The 12,505-nt window shown below is 74.0% G+C and carries 8 protein-coding genes; 3 read left to right on the top strand and 5 right to left on the bottom strand.

The window, feature by feature from the left end; translation table 11 throughout:
- Positions 1 to 34: 34 nt before the first annotated feature.
- On the top strand, positions 35 to 772 hold the full coding sequence (locus ACZ4SW_RS17185; protein WP_468243494.1) for a helix-turn-helix domain-containing protein: 738 nt from the start codon (positions 35 to 37) through the stop codon (positions 770 to 772).
- Between the two features lie 100 nt (positions 773 to 872).
- Here ACZ4SW_RS17185 and ACZ4SW_RS17180 read toward each other — a convergent pair whose 3' ends face one another.
- Positions 873 to 1,301 carry a VOC family protein gene (locus tag ACZ4SW_RS17180; RefSeq protein ID WP_468243492.1) on the bottom strand — a complete coding sequence of 143 codons (429 nt, stop codon included), beginning with the start codon at positions 1,299 to 1,301 and terminating at the stop codon, positions 873 to 875.
- 125 nt (positions 1,302 to 1,426) lie between these two features.
- Here ACZ4SW_RS17180 and ACZ4SW_RS17175 point away from each other — a divergent pair, with 125 nt between their 5' ends.
- Positions 1,427 to 2,137, top strand: coding sequence for a ThuA domain-containing protein (locus tag ACZ4SW_RS17175; protein WP_468243490.1), 711 nt, complete (start codon positions 1,427 to 1,429; stop codon positions 2,135 to 2,137).
- A 14-nt stretch (positions 2,138 to 2,151) separates the two neighbouring features.
- On the opposite strand, the gene ACZ4SW_RS17170 is transcribed toward ACZ4SW_RS17175, so the two are convergent.
- Positions 2,152 to 3,186, bottom strand: coding sequence for a LacI family DNA-binding transcriptional regulator (locus ACZ4SW_RS17170; protein WP_468243487.1), 1,035 nt, complete (start codon positions 3,184 to 3,186; stop codon positions 2,152 to 2,154).
- Positions 3,187 to 3,378: 192 nt separating this feature from the next.
- On the opposite strand from ACZ4SW_RS17170, the gene ACZ4SW_RS17165 reads away from it, so the two are divergent.
- Positions 3,379 to 4,983 (top strand): carboxylesterase/lipase family protein, encoded by a 1,605-nt coding sequence (locus ACZ4SW_RS17165; protein ID WP_468243485.1) that lies wholly within the window; start codon positions 3,379 to 3,381, stop codon positions 4,981 to 4,983.
- 72 nt (positions 4,984 to 5,055) lie between these two features.
- Here ACZ4SW_RS17165 and mmuM read toward each other — a convergent pair whose 3' ends face one another.
- The 3 genes from mmuM to ACZ4SW_RS17150 form a co-directional block, all read right to left on the bottom strand.
- Positions 5,056 to 5,991 (bottom strand): homocysteine S-methyltransferase, encoded by a 936-nt coding sequence (gene mmuM, locus ACZ4SW_RS17160; RefSeq protein ID WP_468243483.1) that lies wholly within the window; start codon positions 5,989 to 5,991, stop codon positions 5,056 to 5,058.
- A gap of 84 nt (positions 5,992 to 6,075) precedes the next feature.
- Positions 6,076 to 8,643, bottom strand: coding sequence for a SpoIIE family protein phosphatase (locus ACZ4SW_RS17155; RefSeq protein WP_468243791.1), 2,568 nt, complete (start codon positions 8,641 to 8,643; stop codon positions 6,076 to 6,078).
- 278 nt (positions 8,644 to 8,921) lie between these two features.
- Positions 8,922 to 12,505 (bottom strand): HAMP domain-containing protein (locus ACZ4SW_RS17150; protein ID WP_468243481.1); only part of this gene is annotated, 3,584 nt, incomplete at its 5' end.

The raw sequence follows: 12,505 nt of genomic DNA, 5'->3' as shown, positions 1-12,505 counted from the left end.
GAACACCGGCCGGGCGTGGCATAGCCTGGCGTCCGTGGCTGTCGACCAAGGCCCCACCGGCCCCGGCTACGCCGAGCGGCCCTCCCGCCTCCCGGGTGCCGTCGTGTGGACCAACGTGCCCTCCGGCGCCTCGCCCCCGGTGCTGCCCGACGGCTGCATGGACCTGCTGTGGACCGAGGGGCGGCTGCTCGTCGCCGGTCCCGACACCCGTGCGTACCGCCCCGAGGGGCCGCCCGCGCGCTGGGCGGGGGTCCGCTTCCACCCCGGCACCGCACCCGTGTACCTGGGCGTCCCCGCCCACGAACTGCGCGACCGGCGGGTCGCGCTGGCCGATCTGTGGCCCGCCGCCGAGGTACGCCGGCTGTCCGGCCGGGTGGACGGCGCCGCGGACCCCGTGACCGCGCTGGAGGAGATCGCGCTGGAGCGGGCCGCCCGCTCCCCGGCCCCCGACCCGCTCCTCGGCGCGGTCGTCGCGGCGCTCGGCGCGGGCCGGCCGGTCGCCGCCACCGCCGACGCACTGGGACTGAGCGCCCGCCAGTTGCACCGCCGTTCGCTCACCGCGTTCGGCTACGGCCCGAAGACGCTGGCCCGCGTCCTGCGGCTGCAACGCGCCCTCGCGCTGGCCCGCTCGGGGACGCCGTTCGCGGAGACCGCGGCCCGCGCGGGCTTCGCCGACCAGGCGCATCTGGCCCGGGACGTCAGGGAGCTGGCGGGGATGCCGCTGACGGACCTCCTGGCGCGCCCGGTGCCCACTCCGAGCCTTCCCGGGTGAGCACGCCGCCCCCGTGCCGACCGACGACAGCCCCGGCAGTGCCGGGGCTGTGCCCGTTCTCCAGCGCAGGGCCCGGACGAGGACGGCGACTCCGGCGGCCTCACGCGGGCCGCGGCGGGGCGGTGAGATCAGCGAACAGGTCCACCCCGTTGCCGTCCGGGTCGTGCACGACCGCGTACCGCATCCCCCACACCGCGTCCCACGGCTTCAGCTCGCCGTGGTACCCGGCGCCCACCAGGTCCGCGTACAGGCCGTCCACCTCGGCGGGGGAGCCGCACCGGAAGGCGAGCGAGACCCGTCCGCCGCCGACGGGCGGCCGCCACCCGGGGTGGAAGGACCGCACGGTGTCCTCGGTGTCCAGAGCGAACCGCAGCCCGCCGGGCAACTCGGCCTCCACGTGCGGCAGCTTCTCGGCCCCTTCGGGGAAGACGAGCCCGAGGCGGCGGTAGAAGGCGAGGGAGGCGGCCAGGTCGGAGACGACGAGGCCGATCAGGTCGAAGCGTGGGGTCTGAGGAGTCGGTGCAGTCATGGGGCCACGCTAGGCGGGTGGCCGGGGCGCCGTCTTGAAGGAATCGGACACGGTCCTCGGAGGGCGAACGTCCCGGCCCCTCCGCCCCGTTGGGCCCGGCCCCGCCCCCGCCCTACGCTCCTGCCATGCCCTTCCGTGTGCTCGTCTACTCCCGCACCACCGGCTACCGCCACGACTCGATCCCGGACGCCGTCGCCGCCCTGCGCGACCTCGGCGCCGCGCACGGCTTCGAGGTCGACGCCACGGAGGACCCCGGCGCCCTGGAGTCGTCCCTCGGCGCGTACGGGGCGGTCGTCTTCCTCTCCACGAGCGGCGAGGTGCTGACACCGAAGGGACGCGAACAACTGGCCGCCCACCTGCGGGACGGCGGCGGTTTCGCCGGGGTGCACGCGGCCGCCTGCACCGAGTACGACTGGCCGTACTACGGCGAGCTGCTGGGCGCCCGGTTCGACCGGCACCCCGCCTACCAGCCGGGCAGGGCCGTCGTCGAGGACCGGACGCATCCGGCGACGCGGCACCTGCCCGCCGTCTGGGAGTTCACCGACGAGTGGTACGACTTCCGCACCAGCCCTCGCGGTTCGGTACGCGTGCTGCTCTGCGCGGACGAGTCCTCGTACGAGGGCGGCGGGATGGGCGCGGACCATCCGCTCGCCTGGTGCCGTCGGCAGGGCGCGGGCCGGGTCTTCTACACGGCGCTCGGACACGCACCGGAGGCGTACCAGGACCCCGATTTCCGTGCCCACCTCCTGGGCGGCGTCCGCTGGGCGGCCGGGTGGGAGGCGCAGGCCGCCGGGCTCGCCCGCGCGGACTCGCACCGCGGCGCCGGTGAGAGGTGACGCGCCGTCGGCGCTCAGCGCGGCGGCGGCGCCGTGCTCGCCCGTTCCACCAGGCGCGTCGACAGTTCGGTGCGGGTGCCCTCCGGCCGTGCGCCGCCCATCATGCGCACCAGCAGCCGGAGCGCCGTCGCGGCCATCTCCCCGAGCGGCTGCCGTACGGTCGTCAGCGGCGGTGTCGCCCAGCGGGCCTCCGGCAGGTCGTCGAAGCCGACGACGCTGACGTCGTCCGGCACCCGCAGCCCCCGCTCCGCGAGCGCCGCGCACACCCCGAGCGCCATCCGGTCCGAGCAGGCGAAGACGGCCGTCGGCGGCTCGGGCAGGTCGAGCAGTTGCAGGGTGCGCCGGTGGGCGGTGGTCTCGTCGAAGTCGCCGTGGCGCACGTACTCGGGCCGGTGGGCGATGCCCGCGGCGGACAGCGCCGAGCGGTACCCGGCGATCCGCGCGCCGCTGCACAGTTTGCGCCGGTAGCCGCCGATGACCGCGATCCGCTCGTGGCCGAGGTCCAGCAGGTGCTCGGTGGCGGCGACCCCGCCCTGCCAGTTCGCGGCGCCCACCGACACCACGCCCGGTGGCGGCTCCACCAGGGGGTCGATGAGGACGTACGGGATGCGGTGCTGGTCCAGCCACGCGTACTGGGACGGCGTCAGCTCCGGCAGGTTGAACAGGACGCCCGCGGAGCCGCGCGCGGACAGCTTGTCCAGCCAGCCGCGTTCGGGGCGCCCGTCCCTGGCGCGGCTCAGGCCCGCCGAGACCACGACCTCCAGGCCCGCGTCGTGCGCGGCCTCCTCCACGCCGTGCAGGACGGCGCCCGACCACGAGCTCGCCAGCGAGTGCACGACCAGGTCGATGAGGGCGGGCGGCTTGTTCGGCTCGAAGCGGGGTCTTCTGACGTAACCGAGCCGGTCCAGGGCCTCGGTGACCCGGCGGCGGGTCTCGGGTGCCACGTCCTCGCGGCCGTTGACCACCTTGGACGCCGTCGGCACGGAGACACCGGCCTCGCGTGCGACGACCGCGAGGGTCGGTCCGGCCGCGCCTGCGGTACGCACCATGGGCCCACCTCTCCGGCCCCGTCCCGAGGGCCCTAGAACACCGTTGACGGCAAGCACGGGTGACAAGCACCTTATGGCAAGCGCTTTCTACATTAAGGCCCTCGTGAGTTGCCGTGGAAGACACGGGATGCGCGGGCTGCCGAACCGGGAAGTCATCCGATGCGGGCAGCCCCCGCGGTGAGGAGAGGCCGGATGGACCCTACGGACGATGTGACCGTGAAACCGGCGCAGCACCCGGACCCCGTGGTCCGCACCCCCTACGGTGCCGTACGCGGCCGGTACGAGAACGGGGTCGCCGTCTTCCGCGGCATCCCGTACGCCGCCCCGCCCTTCGGCCCCCGCCGCTTCCGTCCGCCGGTGCCGCCCGACCCCTGGGACGGGGTGCGGGACGCGGGCGCGTTCGGGCCGACGCCGCCCAAGCCGCCCTACTCGGAGGCCTTCGCCCGCTATCTGTCCGACCCGGTGGTCGCCGGGGACGACTGCCTCAACCTCAACGTGTGGACACCGGCCCCCGTCGCCGGCGCCCGGCTCCCGGTGATGGTGTGGATCCACGGCGGCGCCCTGACCCGGGGCTCGTCGGCCGTGCCCGTGTACGACGGCGGCGCCTTCGCCCGCGACGGCGTGGTCCTCGTCTCCTTCAACTACCGCCTCGGCGTGGAGGGTTACGGCCTCTTCCCGGACGCCCCGCCCAACCCCGGGCTGCGCGACCAGCTCGCCGCCCTGGAGTGGGTGCAGCAGGCCGTCGCGGAGTTCGGCGGCGATCCGGACCGGGTGACCGTCTTCGGCGAGTCGGCGGGCGCGATCAGCATCGGCGCGCTGCTCGCGAGCCCGCGCGCCCGGGGACTGTTCGGGCGGGCGGTGCTGCAGAGCGGACCGCCGGAGGCCACCGAACGGGAGAAGGTACGGCGCCTGGTGCGGCGCATGGCGGCGAGGCTGAAGGTACCGGCCACCGCGGCCGCGTTCGCCGCGGTGGACCGCACGGCGCTGGCCGAGGCGCAGGCGGAGGTGGGCCGCCGGGCGAGCCCGATCCTCGGCGGCCCCGCGTTCGGGATCGTGGTGGACGGCGACCTGGTGCCGCGCGACCCGCTGGAAGCCCTGCTCGACGGCGCGGCCGGTGACGTACCCCTGCTGATGGGCTGGACCAGCGAGGAGTACCGCCTCTGGCTGGCCCCCACCGGCCTGGCCGAGCGCATCGACAAGCTCGGCCCGGTGGCCGTGGCCGGCGCGATGGCCCGCTGCCGCTGCGGCCCCGAGGTCCCGCGCGGCTACCGGACCGCCCACCCGCAGGCCACCGTCTCGGAGCTGGTGGGCCAGATGGTCACGGACCACCTGCTCCGCCACCCCCTGCACCGCCTGGCCGACGCACGGGCCGGCCACGCGCCCGCGTACGTCTACGAGTTCGCCTGGCGCTCCAACCTCCCCGAGCTGGGCGCCTGCCACGCCCTGGAGCTGGGTTTCGTCTTCGACAGCGCGGAGGTCCCCGAGTCGGCGAAACTGGCGGGCCCGAACGCCCCGCGCGCACTGGCCCGCGAGATGCACGGGGCGTGGGTGCGGTTCGCGACGGACGGCGACCCGGGCTGGCCCGCGTGGGACGCCGGGCACCCGGTACGGGTCTTCGGCGGGACCGGGGAGCCGCTGGCGTACGGCCCCCGCGACACGGAGATGGCGTTGTGGGAGGCGGCCCGCACCCGCCCCGAGCCGGCCCCCGTGCACGGGAACGGAGCGGTGCGGCGGGGCACGGTGCCGCTGCCGCTGGTACGGCGGCTGCGGCGCTCGGGTGGGCCGGGGCGGCAGTGACGTGGGGCGACGCGGCAGTCGATGCCGTGCGTTCCCCGTGCCGCCCGCCTCACCGGCGAGGACCCGGCCTCCTCACCGCGCGCCTCGACGGCCGAGCGCTCCCGCGATGTCCCCGATCGCCTGCGGCCCCACCCGGCAGCACCCCCCGATCAGCCGTGCACCCGCGGCGCGCCAGCCGGTCACCTCCGACGTCGTGAACGTCGAGCGGCCGTCCCAGGCACGGGACTCGGCGTCCCAGGACTCGCCGCTGTTGGGGTAGACCACCACCGGCTTTCCGGTGACCCGTGCGGCCGTTTCGACCGCGGCGTCCACGTCCCCGGGGGCGCAGCAGTTCACGCCCACCGCGATCACCTCCTCCGCCTCGGCGGCCAGGGCGAACGCCTCCTCGAGGGGCTGGCCCGCGCGCGTGCGGTCGCCGGAGACGGTGTACGACAGCCAGGCGGGGACGCCCAGGCCGCGCACCGCCCGCAGCAGCGCGGTGGCCTCGTCCGTGTCCGGGACCGTCTCCAGCGCCAGGACGTCCGGGCCGGCCGCCGCCAGCACCTCCAGCCGCGGGCGGTGGAAGGCCTCCAGTTCGGCGACCGTGAGGCCGTAGCGGCCCCGGTACTCGGAGCCGTCCGCGAGCATCGCCCCGTACGGGCCGACGGACGCCGCCACCCACAGCGGACGCGTGACGCCCTTCTCCCGTGCCTGTGCCGCCGCCTCGCGGGCCAGTTCGACGCTCAGGCCGACGAGCCCGGCCGCGCGGTCGCGGTTGATGCCGCGCTTGGCGAAGCCCTCGAACGTCGCCTGGTAGCTGGACGTGATCGCCACGTCCGCGCCCGCCTCGTAGTACGCGAGATGCGCCTCGGTGATGGCCTGCGGCCGCTCCGCGAGCAGCCGCGCCGACCACAGCTCGTCGCTCAGGTCGTGCCCGGCCGACTCGAGCTGGTTCGACATGCCGCCGTCCAGGACGAGTGTTCCGGCGGCGAGCGCCTCGGCGAGGGTGGGAGTGGTGTCGCTGGTCATGCCACGACGCTAGTCGACGGGCGGGCCGGCGCCCGGGGTCGTCCAGTACGTGGGCATCCCGGGCGCCCATCTTGTTCGGGCCTCTCAGGCCACGCGGATTCCGACGATGCAGGTGTCGTCGTCCGTGTCCGACCTGCTGTAGGTGAGCAGGCGGTCGAGCTGCTGGTCCAGGGTGGGAGGCACCGTGCGCGCGGCCGTCAGCAGTTGCGCCAGCGACTCCTCCACGGAGCGGTCCCGGCGTTCGATCAGCCCGTCCGTGTACATCAGCAGGGTGTCGTCGACGGCCAACTGCACCTCGTGCTCCTCGTACGTCGCCTCGGGCACGGCACCCAGCAGCAACCCCTTGACCAGGGGCAGCGGTGCGGCCTCGGCGCCCCGCACCAGGACCGGCGGCAGATGGCCCGCCCTGGCCCACCGCAGGGTGTGGCGGGCGGGGTCGTACAGGCCGCAGACCGCCGTGGCGGTGACGGCGCCGGTCAGGTGGTGGGCCACCATGTTGAGCCAGGACAGCAACTGGCCGGGCCCCGCGCCCGTCACGGCGAGCCCGCGCAGCGCGTTGCGCAGTACGACCATGCTGGTGGCCGCCTCTATGCCGTGTCCGGCGACGTCGCCCACGCACAGCAGGACCAGTTCGGACGGCAGCACGACCGCGTCGTACCAGTCGCCGCCGACCAACTGCTCCGTCTCCGCGGGCCGGTAGCGTACGGCCACCTGCAGGCCGGGGGCCTCCAGCGGGGCCTGCGCCGGGGGCATGATCGCGTGCTGGAGCTGGAGGGTGAGCCGGTTGCGTTCGCTCGCCTGCTGCTCGGTGTGGGCGAGCTGGTCACGGGTGGCGGCGAGCGCGACCTCCGTCCAGTGGTGGGCGGAGATGTCCTGGTAGGCGCCGCGCACGACGAACAGCCGGCCGTCGGAGTCGAGCACCGGCTCGGCCACCACGCGGATGTGGCGCGTCACCCCGTCGGGGCGCTGCAACCGGAAGGCCGTGGACGCCGGACGCCGGTGGTGGAGCAGGGTGCGCAGGAACCTGCGGATGGCGACCCCGTCGTCGGGGTGGGCGTGGGCGGGCAGGTCCTCCAGCGGCACCGGGGCGCTCGAGGTGGGCTTGCCGTAGAGGCTGTAGAGCTGGCCGTTCCAGGTGATCTCGCCGGTGAGCAGGTTCTCCTCGAAGCCGCCGATCCGGCCGAGGCGCTGGGCGTGCTGGAGCAGGCTCGCCAGGCGTGCCGTCTCGTCCTCGATGCGCCAGATGAGCAGGACGCTGCCGGCGTGCCGGGTGATGTTGATGTCGGCCACCGCCGCCAGGGGGACGTCGTCCACCAGGGCGGTGAGCCTCATCCGGTGCGCGCGGAACGGCTCCCCGGTGGCGTAGACGCGCTCGATCCGGTCGAACAGCTCGCTCTCCCCGGCGGCCATCGGGTACGCCTCCAGCAGCAGGGCGCCGTTGACGACGCCGCGCGGCCGGCCGGCCGGGTCGAGGAAGCGGCTGTTCACATGCTGGATGCGGAAGTCGACCAGCTCCCCGTTGTCGTCCAGGTGCGGCACGAGCACCAGGGCGGGGTCGTGCAGTCCGTCGGCCAGGTCCATCAGCTCGGCGACGTGCGGCAGGACCCGGGGCCTCGGGACGCCGTCGGGGTAGTGCAGGGCGTAGGTCTCCAGGGTGTGGGCGCACAGCTCGGCCAGGGCCTCGACCTGACGGATGATCTGCGGCGGCTGCGGTCCGAGCGGCGCGGGCCAGGCGATCTCCAGCACTCCGTGGATCCGCCCGCCGGTGCCGGCGGGGACGGCGGCCCGGCCGCCGTCCGGATAAAGGTGCTGGCCGATGGAGGGCAGTCCGGTCTCCGACAGGGAGCCGATCCACTGCCCCGCGCGCTCGGCGAGACCGCGACGCGCCACCGTCGCCACGCCCGGGGGCACGTACCGCCAGCGGCCCGCCTCCGCGGACGAGAACCCGGCACTGCCCGCGAGGGTGAGGGAGCCGTCGGAGCCCACGGCCCAGATGGCCACGGCCACCGCGCCGAGCGGGGTCAGGGCGTGCTCCAGCAGGGAGTCGGCGACGGCCTGTGTGTCGTCGGCGGCCAGCACACCGCTCTCGGCGGCCCGCAGCCGTACGAGGGAGGACCGGTGCCCCCGCGAACCGGCGGAGGCGGCGGCGTCGGCGGACTCCGCCGCGACCGCGAGGAACGCGGCGGCCACCTCGGAGAGCCGGTCGCGCGACGCCTGGTTGATGACCTCGACGGCGAACTCGAGCGGGGTCGCGCCCGCCTGCCTGGCCAGCTCGGCCAGTTGCCTGGCTGCCTGCGCCGGCCCGCACCCCAGCCGCTCGACCAGGATGCCCTTGGCCAGTTCGATCAGGGCCCGCCCGTCCGCCTCCGCCTGCGCCGCCCGCACCTCGCGACGCAGCCGCTCCACGGTCGCCGCGAGCCGGCCGACGCGGGATGCCTTCCCCTGCTCGCCGTCGTCCGCCGTGCGCTCGGCGTCCACGATGCGGGCGGGGGAGAGGCCGTCGCCGACGGGTCCGGGACCGGTGGGGTCGCCGGCGAGCGAGGCGGTGCCCGAGGGGTCGTGGTCGACGGGGTCGATGCCGGCGATGTCCTGGTCGGCCGGCTCCGGACCGGCCTCGCGGACGGTGCCGCCCCCGGTGCCGGTGAAGTCCATGGCGGCGGCCCCGGGGACGGACGGGCCGTGGGCGACCGGATCCGGGGCGGCCGAGGCGCCGGCCACGGGGCCGGTACCCGCCGGCGTCGGGCCGGGCGGCTCGGTGGCTGCCGGGCTCCGGCCCGGGACCTGGGCGGCGGCGTGTCCACCGGCCGGAGCCGGTACGCCCTCCGGCTCGGGCGGTTGCTGGGAATTGCTCACGATGGGCCTGTTCCTCGGCTGGGACGGCGCCGGTCGGCGCCCGGTCGGCTGGTGCGCACGGCGGGTGTGTCCCCTCCTCAGGCGGGCAGCCAGCGTCGGACGCGGGCGATGAGATCGTTGGTGTCGACCGGTTTGGTGACGTAGTCGTTCGCGCCGGACGCGAGGCTCTTCTCCTGGTCGCCCGGCATCGCCTTCGCGGTGACGGCGATGATGGGCAGGTCCGCGTACTGCGGCATGGTGCGGATCTCGGCGGTGGCGGCGTACCCGTCCATCTCCGGCATCATCACGTCCATCAGGACCAGCGCGACGTCCGGGTGGGCCATCAGCATCTCGATGCCCTTGCGGCCGTTGTCCGCGTGCAGGACCTGGAAGCCGTGGAGTTCGAGGATGCCGCTGAGCGCGAAGAGGTTGCGCGCGTCGTCGTCGACCACCAGCACCTTGCGGCCGACGAAGGTGTCGTCCACCGGCTGCGCGGCCGGGTACTGGGGCTCCTCGGCGCGCACCAGCGACAGCACGTCCCCGGGCTCCTCGGCGGACAGGTGCAGCGTGATGCGTTCGCGCAGTTCGTCCAGGCTGGACAGGAAGTCCAGCGGCCGGCCCCCCGCACGGGCCCGCAGCGCCTGCTCCTGGGCCAGGTCCACGCGGTGACCGGTGTGGACGAGCACCGGCACACTGGCCAGCGCGGAGTCGCCCTGCATGGCCCGGAGGAACCGTGCGCCCTCGTCGTCCGGCATGCCGAGTTCGAGGACGACGCAGTGGCAGGGTTCGGTCGCCAGCGCGCCCGCCGCCTCCTGTGCTCCGACGGCGGTGATGATGTCGACCGCCCCACGCGGATCGCCGCCGTCCTGCGCGATGTCCGCGACCGCGCTCTCCGCGACCAGGGTGAGCAGACCGCGCGGGCGCTCCTCGACCACCAGCAGGCGGCGCCTGCGCCGCCCGGGCGTCTCCGCCGGCCCGGCCTCCGCACGCGGCGCCGGCACCACCTCTCCGACCGTGTCCTGCGGCTGTCCGGCCGGCCGGCCGCCGCCGTCCGCCAGTTCCTCGAAGTCGGCACGTGCGACGGGCAGGTAGAGCGTGAAGGTGCTGCCCTGGCCGGGCGTGCTGTCGACCGTGACGGCGCCGCCGAGCAGATGGGCGATCTCCCGTGTGATCGACAGGCCGAGGCCGGTGCCGCCGTACTTGCGGCTCGTCGTCCCGTCCGCCTGCTGGAACGCCCCGAAGATCGACTCCAGTTGCTGCTGGGGGATGCCGATGCCGGTGTCCTTCACCCGGAAGGCCACGACGGGGCCGCCGCGGTGGACGCCCGCGGGGACCTCCCGGTCGGTCGCGGGCTCGATGCGGAGCTCGACGCTGCCCTGCTCGGTGAACTTGACCGCGTTCGACAGCAGGTTGCGCAGGATCTGACGCAGCCGGGAGTCGTCGGTGAGCAGGTCGGCGGGGGTGCCCGGCGCGGTGGTCACCGTGAAGTCCAGGCTCTTCTGCGTTGTCATCGGCCGGAACGTCGCCTCGACGTACTCCAGGAGCTTGCGCAGCGGGACGCGCTCGGGGGTGACGTCCATCTTGCCGGCCTCGACCTTCGACAGATCGAGGATGTCGTTGATGAGCTGGAGCAGGTCCGAGCCCGCCGAGTGGATGATGCCCGCGTACTCGACCTGCTTCGGGGTGAGGTTGCGGGAGGGGTTCTGCGCCAGCAACTGGGCGAGGATCAGCAGGCTGTTCAGCGGGGTGCGCAGCTCGTGGCTCATGTTCGCCAGGAACTCCGACTTGTACTTGGAGGCCAGCGCCAGCTCCTGGGCGCGGGTCTCCAGCTCCTGCCGCGCCTGCTCGATCTGGAGGTTCTTCGCCTCGATGTCGCGGTTCTGCGAGGCGAGCAGGGACGCCTTCTCCTCCAGTTCCGCGTTGGAGCGCTGCAGTTCCTCCTGCTGGACCTGCAACTCCTCCGAGCGCGCCTGGAGTTCGGCGGTCAGCCGCTGGGACTCCTCCAGGAGTTCGTCGGTGCGGGCGTTGGCCACGATGGTGTTGAGGTTGACGCCGATGGTCGGCATGAGCTGGGCCAGGAAGTCCTGGTGGATCTGGGTGAACCGGCTGACGGAGGCCAGCTCCATGACCCCGAGGACCTGGTCCTCGACCACGATGGGCAGCACCACCAGGGCGCCGGGCACCGTCTGCCCCAGCCCGGAGGAGATCGTCACATAGCCCGGCGGCAGCTCCTCCACGGTGATCGGGCGTCGGTTGCGGGCGGCCTGACCGACCAGCGAACGGCCGAAGGGGATCCGGGAGGGCCGCTCCGCGTCGTCGGGATAGCCGTACGAGCCCACCAGCCGCAGCTCGGGACCGCGCTCGGTGTCCTCCGCGAGGTAGAAGGCGCCGTACTGGGCCGACACCAGCGGTGTCAGCTCGTCCATGATCAGTTCGGCGACGACGGGCAGTTCGCGATGGCCCTGCATCAGGCCGGAGATCCGGGCCAGGTTGGTCTTCAGCCAGTCCTGCTCCTGGTTGGCCCGCGTGGTCTCCCGCAGGGACTCGACCATGGAGTTGATGTTGTCCTTGAGCTCGGCGACCTCGCCCGACGCCTCCACGGTGATCGAGCGGGTCAGGTCGCCCTCGGCCACGGCGCTCGCCACCTCGGCGATCGCGCGGACCTGCCGGGTCAGGTTCCCGGCCAGTTCGTTGACGTTCTCCGTCAGCCGCTTCCAGGTGCCCTCGACACCCTCGACCTCGGCCTGCCCGCCGAGCCGGCCCTCGCTGCCGACCTCGCGGGCCACGCGGGTGACCTCGGCGGCGAACGACGAGAGCTGGTCGACCATCGTGTTGATGGTGGTCTTCAGTTCGAGGATCTCGCCGCGGGCGTCGACGTCGATCTTCTTCGACAGGTCGCCGCCCGCCACCGCGGTCGTCACCAGCGCGATGTTGCGCACCTGGCCGGTGAGGTTGTTGGCCATCGAGTTGACGTTGTCCGTGAGGTCCTTCCACGTTCCCGCCACGTTCGGCACGTGCGCCTGGCCGCCGAGGCGGCCCTCGGTGCCGACTTCGCGGGCGACGCGGGTGACCTCGTCGGCGAACGCGGACAGCGTGTCGACCATCGTGTTGATGACGTCCGCCAGGGCCGCGACCTCGCCCTTGGCCTCGACCGTGATCTTCTGCGACAGGTCGCCGCGGGCGACGGCCGTGGCGACCTGGGCGATCGAGCGGACCTGCCCGGTCAGGTTGGACGCCATCACGTTGACGTTGTCCGTCAGGTCCTTCCAGGTCCCCGACACTCCCCGGACGATGGCCTGTCCGCCCAGGTTGCCCTCGGTGCCGACCTCGCGGGCGACGCGGGTGACCTCGTCGGCGAAGGCGGAGAGCTGGTCGACCATCGTGTTGATGGTGTTCTTGAGTTCGAGGATCTCGCCGCGGGCGTCGACGGTGATCTTCTGGGAGAGGTCTCCCTGGGCGACCGCGGTGGCCACCTGGGCGACGTTGCGGACCTGTGCGGTGAGGTTGCCCGCCATGAAGTTGACGGAGTCGGTGAGGTCGCGCCAGGTGCCCTTGACGCCCTTGACGTCCGCCTGTCCGCCGAGGCGGCCCTCGGTGCCGACCTCGCGGGCGACGCGGGTGACCTCGTCGGCGAAGGCGGAGAGCTGGTCGACCATCGTGTTGATGGTGTTCTTGAGTTCGA

Source organism: Streptomyces sp. NPDC028331 (genome assembly GCF_055565775.1).
This window is presented reverse-complemented; position numbering and strand designations above follow the sequence as displayed.